2 protein-coding genes are annotated in these 21,320 nt (G+C 74.5%); both read right to left on the minus strand.

From position 1 onward, the window contains the following. Positions 1–48: 48 nt before the first annotated feature. Entirely contained in the window at positions 49–5,517 is a 5,469-nt protein-coding gene (locus ABZX11_RS32160; protein ID WP_354920023.1) for an SDR family NAD(P)-dependent oxidoreductase, read from the minus strand. Between the two features lie 20 nt (positions 5,518–5,537). Next, positions 5,538–21,317 (minus strand): type I polyketide synthase, encoded by a 15,780-nt coding sequence (locus tag ABZX11_RS32165; RefSeq protein WP_354920026.1) that lies wholly within the window; start codon positions 21,315–21,317, stop codon positions 5,538–5,540. Positions 21,318–21,320: the final 3 nt, after the last annotated feature.

The raw sequence follows: 21,320 nt of genomic DNA on the forward strand, positions 1-21,320 counted from the left end.
CGCCCGCGGCCGGGGGCCACGGGCGGTTTCGGCGGTCGGCCGCGGTGCTCAGTCCAGGCCGAGCTCGGAGTTGATCAGCGCGAACATCTCGGCGTCGGTCGCCGTGTCGAGCGAGCCGGTGTCCTCGGCGTCCGCTTCCGGGGTTTCGGTGAAACCGTCCTCGAGCCGCCACTGGAGGGCGGCCAGGCGCTTGAGCAGGCGAGCCCGCGTCTCCCGATCGAACTCCGAGGTGAACAGGGTCGCTTCCAGGTGGTCCAGGTCGGCGAGGATGGCCGGCCCGTCCCCGTCGAGCCCGAGTTCCCCGCGCAGGTGCGCGGCCAGCACGGACGGTGTGGTGAAGTCGAAGATCATCGACGTCGGCAGCCGCAGCCCGGTTTCGGCGGCGAGCCGGTTGCGCAGCTCCACCCCGGTCAGCGACGTCATGCCGAGTTCGAGGAAGCCGCGGTTGCGGTCGATGTGCTCGTCCGCGCCGTGGCCCAGCACCGCCGCGGCGCCCCGGCACACCAGGTTCACCAGCAGGTTGTCCTGCTCTCCCGCGCTGAGCCCGGCCAGCCGTTCGGCCAGGCCCGGTCCGTCGCCCGCGGCCACGGCGTTGCCGGCGGCCCGGCGGCCGGCCGGGACCAGGTCGCGCAGCAGCGGCGGAACCGCCCGCCCGGCCATCGTGCGCAGGGTGAGCGGGGCGGGGACCAGCAGCGGCCCGGCCAGGCCGGCCGCGGCGTCCAGCAGCTCCATCCCGGTCGCGGTGCCGATCGGCACGATGCCTTCGCGGCGCAGCCGGGCGACGTCGGCCCCGGCCAGCGCTCCGGTCATGCCGCTGCGCTGCTCCCACAGGCTCCACGCCAGCGCCGTGCCGGGCAGGCCGAGCGCCCGCCGGTGCTGGGCCAGTGCGTCCAGGAAGGTGTTCGCCGCGGCGTAGGCGGCCTGCCCGCCGTTGCCGAGGATGCCGGCGAAGCCGGAGAACAGCAGGAAGGCGTCCAGCTCCGTGTCCCGCGTGAGTTCGTGCAGGTTGACCGCGGCGGCCACCTTGGGGCGCAGCACGGCGGCGAGCCGGTCCTCGGTGAGGCCGGTGAGCACGCCGTCGTCGAGCACGCCGGCCAGGTGCACCACCCCGCGCAGCGGGTGCTCCGCCGGGACGGTGGCCAGCAGGGTGGCCAGCTGGTCCCGGTCGGCGGCGTCGCAGGCGGCCACGGTGACGTCGGCCCCCAGCCCGGCCAGCTCCGCGCGGATCTCCTCGGCGCCGGGGGCGTCCGGGCCGCGGCGGCTGGTCAGCAGCAGGTGCCGCACCCCGTGCTCGGTGACCAGGTGCCGGGCCAGCACGCCGCCCAGCGTGCCGGTGCCGCCGGTGATCAGCACGGTGCCGGTGCCGCTCCAGGTCCAGCCCGGCCGCTCGGCCGGTTCGGGGCGGGCCAGCCGCGGCACCCGCACGACTCCCGCGCGCACCGCCAGCTGCGGTTCGCCCAGGCGCAGGGCCGCGGCCAGCACCGCGGGATCGGGTTCGCCGTCGGTGTCGATCAGGGTGAACTGGCCGGGGTTTTCGGTCTGGGCCGAGCGCAGCAGGCCCCAGACACCGGCGCCGGCCAGGCCGTCGAGCGGTTCGCCGGGCCGGGTGCCGATGGCCCCGCGGGTGAGCAGGACCAGCCGGGAGCCGTCAGGGTACCCGGCGGCGAGCCAGGCCTGGACTTCGTGCAGCGCCCGGGAAACGGCGTGGCGCGCCGACGCGGCCAGCCCGCCGTCGGTGGTCTCGCAGCCGATCGGCAGCAGCACCACCGCGGGCGGCTGTCCGGCGTCCAGGCCGGCCACGCCGCCGGGACGGGCCGGGATGCCGCCGAGCGGTTCGTCCCCGAGCACGACCCAGCCTTCGGCGTCCGGCGCACCGCCGGGCACCGCCGGTTCGACCCAGTCCACGGTGAACAGCGCGTCCCGGTGCCCGGGCCCGGCGGTGGCGAACGACTCGGCCGGGAAGGCCTGCCACGACACGGAATCCACGCCGGCCACCGGGGCGCCGGTGGCGTCCAGGGCGAGCAGCGAGACGGCGTCCGGGCCGGCCGGCGTGACGTGCAGCCGCAGCGCGGTCGCCCCCTCGGCGTACACCGACACCCCCTGCCAGCGGGCCGGCAGGACGGGACCGTCGGCCGGGGCGAGCCCGGCCAGGCCCAGCGCGGCGGCGGCCTGGGTCAGGACCGGGTGCAGGGCGTAGCCCGCGACCTCTCCGGCCTCGGCGGGCAGGGTGAGTTCGGCGCACAGCCCGGTGCGGGTGCGCCAGGCCGCGGTGAGCGCGGCGAAGCCGGGGCCGTGGTGCAGGCCGGACCGGTCCAGCGCCTGGTAGAGCTCTTCGACGTCGAGTTCGGTGGCGTGGGCGGGCGGCCACTCGGCCGGCGCCTCGGGCAGCGGCCGGTGCGCGGCCAGCGTGCCGGCGGCGTGCTCCCGCCAGTCTTCGCCGTCGACGGCGCGGCTGTGCACGGTGACCGGGCGCGTCCCGTCCTCGCCGGGCACGCCCAGGGTGACCTGGATCCGGACCACGTCGTCCTCGGCCAGGACCAGCGGCCGGGTGACGGCGAGGTCGGTGACGGTGCCGCAGCCGGCCCGGTCGCCGGCCTGCGCGGCCCACTCCAGGAACACCGCGTCGGGCACGGTGATCGCGCCGAGCACGCGGTGCTCGGCCAGCCAGGGCCGGGTGGCCGCAGACAGCCGCCCGGTGAGCACCGTGGCGCCGGAACCGGCCAGTTCGAGGCCGGCCCCCAGCAGCGGGTGCCCGGCCGGGGTCAGCCCGAGACCGGCCGCGTCGGCGACGCGGTCGCCGGGCTCGGTCCAGTAGCGCTCCCGCTGGAAGGCGTAGGTGGGCAGCTCGATGCGGCGGCCGGTGGCGCACCAGGCGGTCCAGTCCACCGGGACGCCGCGGACGTGGGCCTCGGCCAGAGAGGTGAGCAGGCGGGTGCGGCCGCCGTCGTCGCGGCGCAGGGTGCCGAGCACACCGGCGTCGGCGCCGGCGGCCTCGATGGTGTCCTGGATGCTCATGGCCAGCACGGGGTGCGGGCTGACCTCGATGAACACGTCGTTGCCGTGCGCCAGCAGCTCCCGCACGGCCGGTTCCAGCCGGACCGGGTGGCGCAGGTTGTCGTACCAGTAGCCGGCGTCCAGCGTGCCGGGCTCCACCCACCGGCCGGTCAGCGTGGACAGGAACGGGATCTCCGGGGTGCCGGGGGAAACCGCGGCCAGCGCGGACAGCAGCTCCTGGTGGATCTTCTCGACCTGGACGGAGTGCGAGGCGTAGTCCACCGGCACGGTCTTGGCCCGCAGGCCGTCTTCGGCGCAGGCGGCCGCGAATTCCTCCAGCGCGTCCACGTCGCCGGAGACCACGACGCTGCCGGGGCCGTTGACGGCGGCCACGGACACCCGGCCGGCCCAGCGGTCCAGCCGGGCCTCGACGTCGGCCGCGGACGCGGTGACCGAGACCATGCCGCCGTAGCCGGCCAGGTGCTCGGCGATCGCGTTGCTGCGCAGCGCGACGATCCGGGCACCGTCCTCGAGGGACAGCGCGCCCGCGACGCAGGCGGCGGCGATCTCGCCCTGCGAGTGGCCGACCACGGCGGCCGGCTGCACGCCGTGCGCGCGCCAGACCTCGGCGAGCGACACCAGCACGGCCCACAGCACCGGCTGGACCACCTCGACCCGGTCCAAGGCGGCCGGACCGCCCCGCAGCACGTCGGTGACGGAGAAGCCGGTGAACGGACGCAGGGCCGCCTCGCATTCGGCGATCCGGCGGGCGAAGACCGGCGACTGCGTCAGCAGTTCCGCGCCCATGCCCGCCCACTGCGAGCCCTGGCCGGGGAAGACGAACACCACGCCACGCCCGCCGCCGCTGCCGGGCCGGCCGAGCACCACGCCCGCGCCCGGGGTGCCCTCGCGCACCGAACGCACGCCGGCCAGCAGCTCGTCGGTCTCCGTGCCGACGACGACCGCCCGGCAGTCCAGCGTGGTGCGGGTGGTGACCAGGGAAAACGCCACGTCGGCCGGATCCGCCTCGCGGGTGGCCGGCGCGTGCTCGAGCGCGGCGGCCTGATCACGCAGGGCGGCTTCGGTCCGGCCGGACAGCACCCACGGCACGGCGACCGGCGCCCCGGCCGCGGCCGGCTCCGGCTCGGCCGGCGCGGGCGGGGCCTCTTCGACGATCAGGTGGGCGTTGGTGCCGCTCATGCCGAACGAAGACACCCCGGCCCGGCGCGGCCTGCCGGTGCGCGGCCACGGCGTGGCTTCGGCGAGCAGCGCGACCGAACCCGCCGTCCAGTCCACGTGGGACGACGGCTGCTCGGCGTGCAGGCTGCGCGGCAGCAGGTTCTCCCGCATCGCGAGCACGACCTTGATCACGCCGGCCACCCCGGCGGCGGCCTGGGTGTGGCCGAAGTTCGACTTCACCGAGCCCAGCCACAGCGGCGTTTCCCGGTCCTGGCCGTAGGTGGCGAGCACCGCCTGGGCCTCGATCGGGTCGCCCAGCGTGGTTCCGGTGCCGTGCCCCTCGACGACGTCGACGTCCGATGTGGACAGTCCGGAGGCGGCCAGCGCGGCCCGGATGACCCGTTGCTGGGCCGGTCCGTTGGGGGCGGTGAGCCCGTTGGACGCGCCGTCGGAGTTGATCGCGCTGCCGCGCAGCAGGGCCAGCACCGGGTGGCCGTGGCGGCGGGCGTCGGACAGCCGTTCCAGCACCAGCACGCCGGCGCCTTCCGACCAGCCGGTGCCGTCCGCGGTCTCGGCGTAGGCCTTGCAGCGGCCGTCCGCCGACAGGCCGCCCTGCTGGGTGAACTCGATGAACGGGTTGGGCGTGCAGAGCGCGGTCACGCCGCCGGCCAGGGCCAGCGAGCACTCGTCGTTGCGCAGGGCGGTGGCGGCCAGGTGCAGCGCGACCAGCGAGGACGAGCAGGCGGTGTCCACGGTCAGCGCGGGGCCGGCCAGGCCGAGCGCGTAGGACAGCCGGCCGGAGAGCACGCTGGCGGCGGTGCCGGTGCTGGCCAGCACGCGTTGGTCGGCGCGGCCGGCGATGACGAGGTTGGCGTAGTCCTGGCCGGTGGTGCCGACGAACACGCCGGTCCGGCTGCCCTTGAGCGTGGCCGGGTCCAGTCCGGCGCGTTCGATCGCCTCCCAGGTGGTCTCCAGCAGGATTCGCTGCTGCGGGTCCATGGTGACCGCCTCGCGCGGCGAGATCCGGAAGAAGCCGGCGTCGAACTCGCCGAGCCCGTCGAGGAACCCGCCGCCGTCGGTGGCGCTGGCGCCCGCGCCGAGCGCGGCCAGGTCCCAGCCGCGGTCGGCGGGGAACCCGGCGATCACGTCCCGGCCCTCGGCCAGCACGGCCCAGAACTCCTCGGGGGTCCCGACCCCGCCGGGGTAGCGGCAGCCGATGCCGACCACCGCGATCGGCTCGTCGGCCGAGGCCGCGAGCAGCTCTTCGTTCTGCCGGCGCAGTCTCTCGTTCTCCTTCAACGAGGATCGCAGCGCCTCGATGTACTGGCTCTCCGAGTTGGTCATCGTCTCGCTCCCGATCGCCGTCAGTTGATCTGGGCGCTTTCGCGCACCATCCGCAGCAGGTCTTCGCCGTCCATCTCGTCCAGCGAGCTGCCGCCGTCCGGGCGGGCGTCGCCGTCTTCGTCGCTCCCCTCGCCGTCCTCGGCCAGCCGGGTCAGCATGTCCAGCAGACCGGACCGGCGGAGCCGGGCCGGCGGGATCGCCGCCAGCAGCTCCTGGTAGCGCGCCGCCTCGGCGCCGCCCTCCCCGGCCGGGCCACCCGCCGGGAACAGTTCGGCCAGCAGGAACCGGGCCAGCACCGCCGGGCTGGGCTGGTCGAAGACCAGCGAGGCCGGCAGGGCCAGGCCGGTGGCGCCGACCAGTGCCTTGCGCAGCTCGACCGCGGTGAGCGAGTCGACGCCCAGTTCGGAGAACGGCCGGTCGGGCGGGATGGCCGCCGGGCCGGCGTGGCCGAGGACGCGGGCCGCCGCGGCGCGGACCAGCTTGACCAGTTCGCGCTCGCGTTCGGCGGCGGGCGCGGCGGCCAGGCGGTCACGCAGTTCGGCCACCCGGTCCGCGGCGGGTTCCGCGGCGGACGCCGTGGTCAGCGCGGTCCGGACCTCGGGCAGGTCGCCCAGCAGCGGGCTGGGCCGCTGCACGGTGAACCGGGGCGCGAAGGTGGCCCAGTCCACGTCGGCCACAGTCAGCAGGGTCTCGTCGTCGTCCAGGGCCTGCTGCAGCGCGGCCACGGCGTACGCGGGACGCATCGGGGTGATCCCCATGCTCCGGAGGACGTCGAGGTCGGCCGAACCGGCGAGCATCCCCGCCTCGGCCCAGGCGCCCCAGGCCACCGACGTGGCCGGGAGGCCGTCGGCGCGGCGGGACTGGGCGAGCGCGTCCAGGTAGGTGTTGGCGGCGCAGTAGCCGGGCTGGCTGTGGCTGCCCCAGACCGCGGCGATCGAGGAGAACAGCACGAAGGCGTCCAGCTCGGCGTCGCGGGTCAGGTCGGCCAGGTGCCGGGCCGCGGTGACCTTGGCCCGCAGGGTGGTGTCGAGGCCGTCCGGCCCGAGTTCGGCGATGGGCTGGTGGTCGGCCACGCCGGTGGCGTGGAACACCGCCCGCAGCGGGTACTGCTCGCCGATGTCGGCCAGCAGCGCGGCCAGCTGCTCCTTCTCGGCCACGTCGCAGGCGGCCAGGGTGACCCGGGCGCCGTGCGCGGCCAGTTCCGCCCGCAGCTCGTCCGCGCCCGGGGCGGCCGGGCCCCGGCGGCTGGCCAGGACGAGGTGTTCGGCACCGTTCTTCGCGGCCCAGCGGGCGATGGTGGCTCCGAGGCCGCCGGTGCCGCCGGTGATCAGCACGGTGCCGCGCGGCCGCCACCGGCGCCGGGCGCTGCCCGGGGTGCGGCGGGCCCGGACCACCCGGCGGGCGTAGCTGCCGGACTCGCGGACGGCGACCTGGTCTTCGCCGCCGGCCCCGGACAGGGTCGCGGCCAGCCGGCGGGCGGTCCGCTCGTCCAGCTCGGCCGGCAGATCGACGAGGCCGCCCCACTGCCGCGGGTACTCGAGCGCGGCGGCGCGCCCGAGGCCCCAGAGCGTCGCCTGGAGCGGGTGGGGCACCGGCTCGCCGTCTTCGACGCCGACCGCGCCGGAGGTGGCGCACCACACGGGAGCGGTGCTCCCCCGGCCGGCCAGTGCCTGGAGCAGCTCGGCCGTGCCGGCCAGCCCGGCGGGCACCGAGCCGGAACCGGTCTGTTCGGCGACCCCGAGCAGGGACAGCACCCCGGCGATCGGTTCGTCCGCCGCCAGCTGGTCCACTGTGGACCTCAGGACGGTCAGGCCCTGGCCGGTCAGGGCGGTCTCGACGCTGTCGACCCACCCGCGGTGGGCCGGGTCGCCGGGCTCGACGAGCAGCCAGGTGCCCGGTCGCACCTCCTCCGGTTCGGGCAGCGGGGTCCAGGTGGTGCGGTAGCGCCAGGGGTCGACCACGCTCTGTTCGCGCGAGCGGGTCCGCCACGAGGCGAGGGCCGGCAGGACGGTGTCCAGGGAGGCGTCGTCGAGGCCCAGTTCGCCGGCCAGGGTCCGGCTGTCCTCGCGTTCGACCGCGGCCCAGAACTCGTCGTCCACCGGGTCGGCCTGGGTGGCTGCCGCCTTCGGGATCGGCCAGTAGGTCTGGTGCTGGAACGGGTAGGTGGGCAACGTGGCCCGGCGCGGCTCGAGCGGGGTGAAGAAGGCGTCCCAGTCGACGCCGACGCCTTGGACGTGCAGTCCGGCCAGCGCGCGGAGCAGGGTTTCGGTCTCGGGTTTGTCCTTGCGCAGCGCCGGAATGCCGGTGGCCTCGGCCAGGTCGGCTGTGTGCGTGGTGAGGGTGGCGTCGGGGCCGAGTTCCAGGAAGGTGCGGACGCCTTCGCCGTGGAGGGTGTTCAGGCCGTCGGCGAAGCGCACGGTGTCGCGGACGTGCCGGACCCAGTAGTCGATGCTGCCTTGATCGCTGAATTCACCGGTCACATTGGAGACCACCGGGATGGTGGGTTCGTGGAAGGTGATCCCGTCCAGTGCCCTGGCGAACTCGGTCAGCATGGGTTCCATCAGGGTGGAGTGGAACGCGTGGCTGACCGGCAGCCGCTTGGCCCGGTCCGCCTTGATCCGGTCGATCGCTTCCTCGGTGCCGGACAGTACGACTGCGTTCGGGCCGTTGACGGCCGCGATCGACACCTCAGTCCACTGCCGCGCCTCCTCCTCGGTCGCCCGCACCGCCAGCATCGCCCCACCCGCCGGCAGGGCCTGCATCAACCGGCCACGCGCAGCCACCAGCGCACACGCGTCCGCCAGGGAGAACACCCCGGCCACGTAGGCGGCCGTGATCTCACCGATGGAGTGCCCCGCCACGTAATCGGGCTTGATGCCCCAGGACTCGACCAGCCTGAATAGGGCCGTCTCGACGGCGAACAGTGCCGGCTGGGTGTACTCGGTCCGGTCCAAACCCTCCCCGGACCACATGATTTCACGCAGGTTCTCGATCTCCAGCTCGGCCAGCACCTCGTCGAGAGCCTGCGCGAATACCGGATACCGGCCGTCGAGCTCACGGCCCATCCCGGCGCGCTGGGCGCCTTGGCCGGAGAACAGGACGGCCAGCTTGCCCCGCACCCGCGCACCGCTGACGACCTCCGCGTGCACGCCGTCGGCGGCCCAGGACCGCAGGTTCGCCACGGCGTGGGCGTCGGCCAGCACCACGGCCCGGTGGTCGAAGGCGGCGCGGGTGGTGGCCAGGGCCCAGCCGACGTCGACGGTGTCCTGGTCGCCGAGGCCCTCGGCCAGGGCGCGAGCCTGGTCACGCACGGCTTCCGGGGTGCGGCCGGACAGCACCCACGGCACCGGCACGTCGTCCCGGACCACCGCCGGCGTGGCCGGCGCGGGCTCGGGTGCCTCGATGATCGTGTGCGCGTTGGTCCCGCTGATGCCGAACGACGAGATCCCGGCCCGGCGGGGGCGGTCCACCTCGGGCCAGTTCCGGCTTTCGCTGAGGAGCGAGACCGCTCCGGACGCCCAGTCGACGTGCGAGGACGGGTCGCCCGAGTGCAGCGACCGCGGGAGCACGCCGTGGCGCATGGCCATGACCATCTTGATGATGCCCGCGACCCCGGCCGCGGCCTGGGTGTGGCCGATGTTCGACTTCACCGAACCCAGCCACAACGGGGTTTCCCGGTCCTGGCCGTAAGTGGCCAGGAGTGCTTGGGCCTCGATCGGGTCACCCAGTGTGGTGCCCGTGCCGTGGCCCTCGACCACGTCGATGTCCTGAGTGGACAGACCGGCCGAGGCCAGCGCCTGGCGGATCACCCGCTGCTGCGACGGACCGTTCGGCGCCGTCAGGCCGTTGGACGCGCCGTCCTGGTTGATGGCACTGCCCCGCACCACGGCCAGGACTTCGTGGCCGTTGCGGCGCGCGTCGGACAGGCGTTCGAGCACCAGCATCCCGGCGCCTTCGGACCAGCCGACGCCGTCGGCGCCGTCACCGTAGGACTTGCACCGGCCGTCCTCGGACAGCCCTCGCTGCCGGGAGAACTGGATGAACGTGTTCGGCGTCGCCATCACGGTCACCCCACCGGCCAAGGCCAGCGAGCATTCACCGGCCCGCAGGGCCTGGACGGCCCAGTGCAGGGCGACCAGGGACGACGAGCAGGCGGTGTCGACGCTGACCGCGGGTCCCTCCAGGCCCAGCGTGTAGGAGACTCGGCCGGACAGCACGCTCGGGGCGCTGCCCATCCCTTGGTAGGCCTCGAATTCGCTGCCGTGCAGCAGTTTGGCGTAGTCGCTGTACATCACGCCGGCGAACACGCCGGTGTCGCTGCCGCGCAGGGAGACCGGGTCGATACCGGCCCGCTCGAGCGCTTCCCACGACGTTTCCAGCAACTGGCGTTGCTGTGAGTCCGTCGCCATCGCTTCGCGGGGAGACATCCCGAAGAACTCGGCGTCGAATTCCCCGGCTTCGTGCAGGAAACCACCGCGCTTGGTGTAGGACGTGCCGGTGTGCTCGGGATCCGGGTGGTACAGCCCTTCCAGGTCCCAGCCACGGCCGGTGGGGAATTCGGTGATCGCGTCCACGCCGTCGGCCACCAGCCGCCACAAGTCTTCCGGCGAGCGCACGCCTCCGGGGTAGCGGCACCCCATGCCGACGATGACGATCGGGTCGTCGCTCACCGGCCGCGTCACGGCGGTGACCGGGACGGACTGGCCGGCACCGGCACCCAGCCGCTCAAGCAGGTATTCGGTCAGTGCGCCGATGGTCGGGTAGTCGAAGACCAACGTCGTCGGGAGCTGCAGGTCCGTGGCCGCGTCCAAGCCGTTGCGCAGTTCGACCGCCGTCAGGGAGTCGAAACCCAGCTCCTGGAACGTCTTCTCCGCGTCGAACACCGTCCCGGTCGCGTGACCGAGGACGGCCGCGACCCGGCCGCCGATCACCTCGGCCACGGCCTCGGCCTGCTCGGCCGGGGTCAGCGCGGCCAGGCGCCGGGTCAGGTCGGCCGCGCCGGGCACGCCGGCCCGGGAGACCCGGCGACGGACGCCGCCGGCGACGTCCCGCAGGACGCCGGGCAGCACCGCCCGCTCGCGCAGCGCGGCCACGTCCAGTCCGGTCGCCACGATCCGGCCGTCGACGGTCAGGGCCGCGTCGAGCAGAGCCAGCGCGCGGTCGGCGGGCAGCGGCGGCACCCCGGCGCGAGCCATCCGCTCGCGGTCCGCCTCCGACAGCTCACCCACCAGGCCGTCGGCCAGCGCCCACGGACCCCACGCCACCGACAACGTCGGACGGCCCTCGGCCGTCCGCACTTCGGCCAGCGCGTCGAGGAACGAGTTCGCCGCGGCGTAATTGCCCTGGCCTGCGGTGCCGAGCACGCCGGCCACCGAGGAGAACAGCACCAGCCGCGTGTCCGGGTGCCGTTCGAGAGCACGGTGCAGGTGCCAGGCGGCGTCGACCTTCGGCGCGAGGACGGTGTCGAGCGAGTCCGGCGTCAGCGAACCGACCACTCCGTCGGCCAGCACACCGGCCGCGTGGATCACCAGCTCCAGACCGTGTTCGACGGCGACGGCATCGACCAGCGCCGACACCGAATCCGCGTCACTCACGTCGCAGGTGCGCACCTCGACCGGACCGTCCGCTTCGGACAGCCAGTCCGCGGTGCCCCGGCGGCTGGCCAGCACCACCCGCTCGGCGCCCCGCTCCAGCAGGTGCCGGGTCAGCACCCGGCCCACGCCGCCGGTGCCGCCGGTGATCAGCACGGTCCCGGAACAGGTCCGGGAGCCCGCCGCGGTGGCCCGGTGCAGCCGGGGCGCCAGCACGGCGTCGCCGGTCACGCGCAGCTCGGACTCGTCGCAGGTCAAGGCTTCGATGAGGAGGTCCGCCCCCGGGGCACCGGCCAGGTCCAGCAGGGCGAACCGGCCGGGGTTTTCCGCGAGCGCGCTGCGGACCAAGCCCCAGGCGGCCGCGGTCCGCACGCCGGCTTCCCGGGTCAGCAGCACGAGCCGTGAACCGGCGAAGGCCTCCTCGGCCAGCCAGTGCTGCACCAGGTCCAGCACCTCGGCGGTCAGGGTGTGCACGTCGGCGGGCACGTCACCCGCCGGTGGCGGGACCTCGGCCAGCACGACCCGGGGCACGTCCGTGACGGCCAGCGCGGCCAGATCGGGCGCGGTCTGCACGGGCAGCCCCGCGCCGAGCAGGACGTCGGCGACGTCCTCGGCGCCGACGACGGCCACGCGGGACAGGCCGGTCCGGGAGGTGACGGCGACCGGCGTCCAGCCGACGTCGTACAGGCCGTCCCGGCCCGCGGCGACCGGTGCGGTGCCGGCCGAGCGCAGGGTCAGCGAACCCACGGTCACCACCGGCACGCCGTCGTGATCGGTGGCGGCGAGGGCGATCGTGTCCTCGCCCGAACGGGTCAGCCGGACCCGCAGCCGGGTGGCGCCGGTCGCGTGCAGTGTGACGTCGCGCCAGGCGAACGGCACGACCGCCCCGCCGGGCTCTCCGGACCGCAGGTAGCGGATGCCGTGCAGGGCGGCGTCCAGCAGGGCCGGGTGCACGCCGAAGCCGTCGGCCTCCGCGTCCAGGGCGACCTCGGCGAACCACTCGTTCCCGGTGCCCTTCCAGACCGCCTCGACGCCGCGGAACCCGGGCCCGTAGGCCAGGCCCAGCGCTTCGAGATCGGCGTAGAAGGTGTCGATGTCGACCGGGGTCGCCGCCGGGGGCCAGGTTTCCAGGCCGGTGGCCCCGGTCGCGGCGACGCCGGGCCGGAGGGTGCCGGTGGCGTGCTGGATCCAGTCGTGGTCCGAGCCGGACCGGGAGTGGACGGCGAGGCCGCGGGTGCCGTCGGCCTGCTCGGCCGCCACCCGTACCTGGACCTGGACCGGCTCGCGGGCCGGCAGCACGAGCGGCGCGAGCAGGGTGAGCTCGTCGAGCCGGCCGCAGCCGGCCTCGTCGCCGGCCCGGATGGCCAGCTCCACGAACCCGGTGCCCGGGAACAGCACCTGCCCGTTGACGACGTGCTCGGCCAGCCACGGCTGGGTGCGCACGGACAGGGAACCGGTGAGCACCACCCCGGAGGCGTCGGCCATGGCGACCGCGGCGCCCAGCAGCGGGTGCCCGGTCGCGGCCAGGCCGAACCCGGTCGCGTCACCGGCGTTGGCCCGCGCCTTCGGCCAGAACACCCGGTGCTGGAAGGGGTAGGTGGGCAGGTCGACCCGCCGCGGCTGAAGCGGCGCGAAGAAGGCGTCCCAGTCGATGGCGGCGCCCTGGATGTACAGCAGTGACAGGGCCCGGACGAGGGAGTCGTTTTCGGGCTTGTCCTTGCGCAGCAACGGGATCCCGGTGACACCGGCCAGCTCGGCCACATGGGTGGTCAAGGTGGCGTCGGGGCCGAGCTCCAGGAAGGTCCGGACGCCTTCGCCGTGGAGGGTGTTCAGGCCGTCGGCGAAGCGGACGGTGTCGCGGACGTGCCGGACCCAGTACTCGACGCTGCCCTGATCGGTGAATTCACCGGTCACATTGGACACCACCGGGATGGCGGGTTCGTGGAACGTCATGCCGTCCAGGGCGCGGGCGAACTCGGCCAGCATGGGCTCCATCAGGCTGGAATGGAACGCGTGGGACACCGGCAGCCGCCTGGCCCGGTCCGCCTTGATCCGGTCGATCGCCTCCTCGGTGCCCGACAGCACGACCGCGTTCGGACCGTTGACGGCCGCAATCGACACCTCAGTCCACTGCCGTGCTTCTTCCTCGGTCGCCCGCACCGCCAGCATCGCCCCACCCGCCGGCAGGGCCTGCATCAACCGGCCACGCGCAGCCACCAGGGAGCACGCGTCGGCCAGGGACAGCACACCCGAGACGTGCGCCGCGGTGATCTCGCCGATGCTGTGCCCCGCCACGTAATCAGGCTTGATGCCCCAGGACTCGGCGAGCCGGAACAGCGCGACTTCGATCGCGAACAACGCCGGCTGGGTGTACTCGGTCCGGTCCAAACCCTCCCCGGACCACATCACCTCACGCAGGTTCTCGATCTCCAGCTCGGCCAGCACCTCGTCCAAGGCCTCGGCGAACACCGGATACCGGGCATAGAGCTCACGGCCCATCCCGGCGCGCTGGGCACCTTGACCCGAGAACAGGATCGCCAGCTTGCCCCGCACCCGAGTACCGGACAGGACATCTCCGTTCCGGAGGGCGGACAACGCCGTCTCGGTGTCGGAAGCCAGCACCACCGCGCGGTGGTCGAAGCCGGAGCGTGTCCGGGCCAGCGACCAGGCCACGTCCGCCGCCGACTCGCCGGCGACCCGCTCCGGCAGGGCGGCGGCCTGAGCCGTCAAGGCGTCCGGGGACTTGGCCGACAGCACCCACGGCACCAGCACGCCTTCCGGCCTGGCCTCGACGACCGGGGCCGGCTCGTCCGGCTGCTCGAGGATGGTGTGGGCGTTGGTGCCGCTGATCCCGAACGACGAGATCGCCGCCCGGCGCGGACGCTGCACCTCCGGCCAGTCCCGGGCCTCGGTCAGCAGGCTCACCGCACCCGAGTCCCAGTCCACATGCGACGACGGCGCGTCCACATGCAACGTCCGCGGCAACACACGGTGCCGCATGGCCATGACCATCTTGATGATCCCGGCGACCCCGGCCGCGGCTTGAGTGTGGCCGATGTTGGACTTCACCGAACCCAGCCACAACGGGGTTTCCCGGTCCTGACCGTAGGTGGCCAGCAGTGCCTGGGCCTCGATCGGATCACCCAGCGTGGTGCCGGTGCCATGCCCTTCCACCACGTCGATGTCCGCTGTGGACAGACCAGCCGAGGCCAGGGCCTGACGGATCACCCGCTGCTGCGACGGACCGTTCGGCGCGGTCAAGCCGTTCGACGCACCGTCCTGGTTCACCGCGGAACCGCGCACGACCGCCAGCACCTCGTGGCCGTGGCGGCGCGCGTCGGACAGCCGCTCCACGACCAGCATGCCGACGCCTTCGGCCCAGCCGGTGCCGTCGGCGCCGTCGGCGTAGGCCTTGCACCGCCCGTCGAGGGCCAGACCACCCTGCCGCGAGAACTCCACGAAGAGGGCGGGGCTGGACAGGATCGTGGCGCCGCCGGTGAGCGCGAGCGAGCACTCGCCGCTGCGCAGGGCCTGGACCGCCCAGTGCAGCGCGACCAGCGACGACGAGCACGCGGTGTCGACCGTGACCGCGGGGCCTTCCAGGCCCAGCGTGTAGGCCAAGCGGCCGGACATCACGCTCGGGGTGTTGCCGGTCAGGGTCAGCCCTTCGGCCTCGGCCGAGCCGGCCGACAACGCGGAGTACCCGCTGGAGGACGCGCCGATGAAGACACCGGCCGGGGTACCGCGCAGCGTCGCCGGGTCGATCCCGGACCGCTCCAAGGCCTCCCACGCCGTCTCCAGCAGCTGCCGCTGCTGGGGGTCCATGGCCAGCGCCTCGCGCGGGGCGATGCCGAAGAACTCGGCGTCGAACCCGGCCACGTCGGTGAGGAAGCCGCCGCGGTGCGTGTCGCTGTGGCCCGGTCCGTCGCCGGTCAGCGCGGCCAGGTCCCAGCCGCGGTCTTCGGGGAACTCGGCGATGGCGTCGCCGCCGGAGGCGACCAGCTGCCAGAGGTCTTCGGGCGAGCGGACGCCGTGGGGGAAGCGGCAGGCCATGCCGACGATGACGATCGGGTCGTCGTCGCGCACGGTCGTGCCCGGCACCGCCACGGTGGTCTCGGCCTGCGGGTCGAGCTGGTCCAGCAGGTGCGTGGCGAGCTGCTCGGGGGTCGGGTGGTCGAACACCAGCGTCGACGACAACCGCAGGCCCGTCGCCTGGCCGAGCCGGTTGCGCAGCTCGACCGCCGTCAGCGAGTCGAAGCCCAGCTCCCGGAACTCCCGCTCCGAGCCCACTTCCGACGCGTCGGCGTGGCCCAGCACCAACGCCGCCTGCGTACCGATCAACGCCAGTACCCGTTCCCGCTGCTGCACCGGCGTCAGAGGCGCCAGCTCCGCCGCGAAGCCACCATCGCCCGCGGCGGCCGCACCAGCCGCCGGACGCCGAACCGGCCGCGCCGGGCCGGCCAACGCCCGCAGCATGGCCGGTACCTCGGCCCGGGCCCGCAGCGCGGCGGCGTCGAAGCCGGTGGCCACGACGTGTGCGGCGTCCGTGGCGATGGCGGCGTCGAACAGGGCCAGGCCGTCGGCGTGGCTCAGCGGCGGGAACCCGGTGCGCCGCATCCGGGCCACGTCCTGCTCGGACAGCGAGGCGGTCATGCCGCCGGTCGGCGCCCAGCCACCCCAGGCGATCGACAGCCCGGGCCGGCCTTCGGCCCGGCGCTGTTCCACCAGCGCGTCGAGGAAGGTGTTGCCGGCGGCGTAATTGGACTGCCCTGCCGTGCCCAAGACCCCGGCGATGGAGGAGAACACCACCAGCGGGGCGTCCGGCACGGCCTGGTGGAGGTTCCAGGCGGCGTCGACCTTGGCCGCCAGCACCCGGTCCAGCCGCTCCGGGGTCATCGACTCCACGAGACCGTCGTCCAGCACGCCGGCCGAGTGCACCACCGCCGACAGCGGGGCCAGCTCGTCGACCAGCGCCGCCGTCGCCGCGGCGTCGGTCAGGTCACAGGCGCGCACCTCGACCCGTGCGCCGGCCGACTCCAGCTCGGCCACCAGCTCGCCGATGCCCTCGGCGGCCGGGCCGCGACGGCTGGTCAGCACGAGATGGGCGAAGCCCTGCTCGATCAGGTGCCGGGCCACCAGCCGGCCCAGACCACCCGTGCCACCCGTGATCACCACCGGCCTGACGGGGTCCCACGCCTGGGGGATGGTGAAGACGATCTTGCCGACGTGCTTGGCCTGGCTCATCCACCGCATCGCCTCCGGCGCCCGCCGCACGTCGAACGTGCGGACCGGCAGCGCGGTGGCGGCGCCCTGCTCCACCAGGGCCGTCAACTGGCGCAACAGCTCCTGCGTGCGGTCCGGCCCGGCCTCCACGATGTCGAAGGCCCGGTAACCCGGCACGCCGGTGCGGATGTCGGTCTTGCCCATCTCGGCGAACCGGCCACCCGCGGCCAGCAACCGCAGCGACGCGTCGGTGAACTCACCGGCCAGCGAATTCAGCACCACGTCCATGCCGTGACCACCGGACACCGCGCGGAACCGCTCCTCGAACTCCAGCGTCCGCGACGACGCGACGTGGTCGTCAGCGATCCCGAGCTCCCGCAGCACCGGCCACTTCGGCTCACTGGCCGTGGCGAAAACCTCCGCGCCCAGCCAGCGGGCGACCTGGATCGCCGCCATGCCGACCCCGCCGGCACCGGCGTGGATCAGCACGCGCTCGCCGGGCCGGACGGCGGCCACGTCGAGCAGGCCGTACAGCGCGGTCACGTAGACCACCGGGGCACCCGCGCCCTCGGCGTCCGACCACGCGGCGGGCACCGGGACGAGGTAACGCTCGTCGACGACGGCGAACGGGCCGACACCGCCGGCGAAGCGGCCCATGACCCGATCGCCCACGGTCACGCCGGTCACCTCGGCGCCGGCCTCGGCGACCACCCCCATCGCCTCGGCGCCCAGCGGGCCGGCGTCCCCCGGGTACATGCCCAGGACGGTCAGCACGTCCCGGAAGTTCAGCCCGGCCGCGCGCACCGCGACCCGGACCTCGCGCGGGCCCAGCTCAGCCTGGTCGGCGTCGCACGGCTCCAGCGCAAGGCCGTCGACGGAACCCTGCTGCACCATGGTGAGCCGCCACGCGGGCGTGCCCGGCAGCGGCAGGCCGGCGTCCACCCCGTGCAGGGCACCGGTGAGCACGACGCCATCACGCAGCCGCAGCTCACTGGAGTTACTGCCCAGGGCAGCGACCAGCAGGGCACCGTCCACCTCGGCCGCCGGATCGAGGTCCAGCAACCCGAATCGCTCCGGGTGTTCCGCACGCGCACTGCGCACCAGACCGAGCACCGGTGCCGACACCACGTCCGCACCCCGGGTCAGCACGACCAGCCGCGAACCGGCGAACGCCGCCTCGGCCAGCCACCGCCGCACCAGGTCCAGCACCGCCCGGCTCGCCGCGTGCGCCCCGGCCACGACGTCAGCGCCGTCCGGCGCCGGCACCCGGGCCAGCACGACCCGCGGCACCTCCGGTCCCGCCAGCGCGTCCAGGTCGTCGGCCGCGGTGACCGCCACCCCGGTGGTTCGCAGAGCCGCGGCGACGTCTTCGGCACCGAGCACGGCCACCCGGGACACCCCGGTGCGGGCGGTCCCGGTCAGCGGGCTCCAGCGCACCTCGAACAGACCGTCGGCCGCGGGCGCCGACAGGTCGGCGGCCCGCAGGGTCAACCCGCCGACGCTGATGACCGGCGCACCCGCCGGGTCCACCGCCGAGAGCGTCACGCTGTCGTCGGCGGTGCGCACCAGCCGCACCCGCAGGGCGGTGGCGCCACTGGCGTGCAGGCTCACGTCCTGCCAGGCGAACGGCAGCGCGGGACCGCGCGCGTCGCCGCCGGCCCCGGTGAGACCGATGGCGTGCAACGCCGAGTCCAGCAACGCCGGGTGCACGCCGAAACCGTCCGTGCCGGTCTCCGCCGGCAGGGTGACCTCGGCGAACCACTCGCCCGCACTCCCCTGCCAGGCCGCCTGCACGCCGTGGAAAACCGGGCCGTAGTGCAGGCCGCGGCCGGCCAGTCCGGCGTAGAAGTCCGTCACCTCGGCCGGGCGCGCGCCGGTCGGCGGCCAGACCGCGAACGGGGCGGGGTCCGGCTCGGCCGCGTCCGCCGCGAGGGTGCCGGCGGCGTGCTGCGTCCACTCGCCGCCTTCGACGCGGGAGTACACGGTGATCGTGCGGCGGCCGTCGTCGGCGGCCGCGTCCACCCGGACCTGCACCTGCACGCCGTCCTGGGCGGGCAGGACCAGCGGGGCCAGCAGGGTCAGCTCCTCGACCCGGCCGCAGCCCACCTCGTCCCCGGCCCGCACCGCCAGCTCCACGAACCCGGTACCCGGGAACAGGACCCGGTCGCCGACCACGTGGTCGGCCAGCCACGGGTGCGAATGCCGGGACAGCCGCCCGGTCAGCACGACACCGGAGGCGTCGGCCATCGGGACAGCCGCGGCCAGCAACGGGTGCCCGGTGACCTGCTGCCCCAGGCCCGACGCGTCACCGACCACGGCCCGGGTCGCCGGCCAGTAGGTGCGGTGCTGGAAGGCGTAGGTGGGCAGGTCCGCCCGGCGCGGCTCGAGCGGGGCGAACAACGCCGCCCAGTCCACGCCCACCCCGTGCAGGTGCAGCCGGGCCGCGGCCCCGACGAAGGAGTCGGCTTCGGGCTTGTCCTTGCGCAGCGCGGGAATCGCCACGACGCCGTCGAGCACCGCCGTGTGCGTGGTGAGCGTGGCGTCCGGGCCCAGTTCCAGGAAGGTGCGGGTGTCGTGGTCGTAGAGACAGCGCAGGGTGTCGGCGAAGCGGACGGTCCCGCGCACGTGCCGCACCCAGTAGCCGGCGTCGAACTGCGTCTCGAACCGGCCGCTGAGGTTGGAGACCACGGGGATCTCCGGCCGGTGGAACTCCATCCCCTCCAGGACCCGGGCGAACTCGGCCAGCATCGGGTCCATCAGGCCGGAGTGGAACGCGTGCGAAACCGGCAGCCGCTTGGCCCGGCGGCCTTCGGCCAGGGCCAGCACGTCGGCTTCCGGCCCGGCGAGCACGACGGCGTCGGGCCCGTTGATGGCCGCGATGGCCACCCGGGTGCCCTTGATCCAGTCGGCGGCCTCGGCTTCGGTGGCCTGCACGGCCAGCATCGCGCCACCCGCGGGCAGGGCCTGCATCAACCGGCCGCGCGCCGCCACCAGCCGGCACGCGTCGGGCAGCGACAGCACCCCGGCCACGTGGGCCGCCGAGATCTCGCCGATGCTGTGCCCGGCCACGTAGTCCGGCCGCACGCCCCACGACTCGGCCAGCCGGAACAGCGCCACCTCGACGGCGAACAGCGCCGGCTGGGTGAATTCGGTCCGGTCCAGGCCGTCGCCGGACCACATCGCCTCACGCAGCCCCGCGATGTCCAGAGTGGGCAGGATTTCGTCCAGCGCCGCCGCGAACACCGCGAACCGCTCGGCCAGCTCACGGCCCATCCCGGCCCGCTGGGCACCCTGCCCCGAGAACACCATCGCGACCTTGCCGCGGTTGAGGACCCCGGCACTGACGTCGGGGTGCGCGCCCTCGGCCAGCCAGGTCCGCAACGCCTCGGCGCCGCTCTCGCGGTCCTCGGCCAGGACCACGGCGCGGTGCTCGAAGGCGGAGCGGGAAGAGACGAGGGACCAGCCGACGTCGACCGCGTCGGCGTCGAGGGTGGCCAGCCGGTCGGCGAGGACGGCGGCCTGGCCGCGCAACGCCTCGGCGGTGCGGCCGGCCAGCAGCCACGGCACCCGCACCGGCTCGCGGGCGGGTGCGGGCGCCGGCTCCTCGGCCGCTTCGGCCTGCTCGATGATCGTGTGCGCGTTGGTGCCGCTGATCCCGAACGACGAAACGGCGGCCCGGCGGGGGCGGTCCACCGCGGGCCAGTCCCGCGTCTCGGTGAGCAGGTGCACCGCGCCGGCGTCCCAGTCCACGTGGGACGACGGCGCGTCGACGTGCAGGGTGCGCGGGAGCACCCCGTGCCGCATGGCCAGCACCATCTTGATCACGCCGGCCACCCCGGCCGCGGCCTGGGTGTGCCCGATGTTCGACTTCAGCGAGCCCAGCCACAGCGGCGTTTCCCGCCCTTGGCCGTAGGTCGCGAGCAGGGCTTGGGCTTCGATCGGGTCGCCCAGCGTGGTGCCGGTGCCGTGGCCTTCCACCACGTCGATGTCGTGCGTGGACAGACCGGCGGACGCCAGCGCCTGGCGGATCACCCGCTGCTGCGACGGACCGTTCGGCGCCGTCAGGCCGTTGGACGCGCCGTCCTGGTTGATGGCACTGCCGCGCACCACGGCCAGCACCTCGTGGCCGTTGCGGCGGGCGTCGGACAGGCGTTCCAGCACCAGCACGCCGACGCCTTCGCCCCAGCCGACGCCGTCGGCGGACTCCGCGTAGGACTTGCAGCGGCCGTCCGCGGACAGGCCCCGCTGCCGGGAAAAGTCGAGGAAGGTGCGCGGCGTGGACATCACGGTGACGCCGCCGGCCAGGGCCAGCGAGCATTCGTCGTTGCGCAGCGCCTGGGCCGCGATGTGCAGGGCGACCAGCGAAGACGAGCAGGCCGTGTCCACGCTGACCGAGGGCCCTTCCAGGCCCAGGGTGTAGGACACGCGGCCGGAGAGCACGCTGGGCGCGCTGCCGGTGCCTTGGTAGCCCTCGTACTCGCTGCCGCCGATCAGGCGGTTGTAGTCGTTGTACATGACGCCGGCGAACACGCCGGTGCGGCTGCCGCGCAGGGAGACCGGGTCGATGCCGGCCCGCTCCAGCGCTTCCCACGACGTCTCCAGCAGCTGACGTTGCTGGGAGTCGGTGGCCAGTGCCTCGCGCGGGGACATGCCGAAGAAGCCGGCGTCGAACTCGCCCGCCTCGTGCAGGAAGCCGCCGGACCGGGTGTAGGTCTTGCCGGGCTGTTCCGGGTCCGGGTCGTACATGCCCTCGACGTCCCAGCCGCGGTTGGCCGGGAAGTCGGAGATGGCGTCCACGCCGTCGGCGACCAGCCGCCACAGGTCTTCGGGCGAACGCACCCCGCCGGGGTAGCGGCAGCCCATGCCGACGATCGCGATGGGCTCGCGGTCGCGGTTCTCCAGCTCCCGGACCCGCTGCTGTGCCTGCCGGAGGTCGACAGTCACGCGCCTCAGGTACTCGACAACCTTGTCCTGCTGCTCCTGCATCCT

The sequence above is a fragment of the Amycolatopsis sp. NPDC004169 genome, assembly GCF_040610315.1.
GTDB lineage: Bacteria > Actinomycetota > Actinomycetes > Mycobacteriales > Pseudonocardiaceae > Amycolatopsis.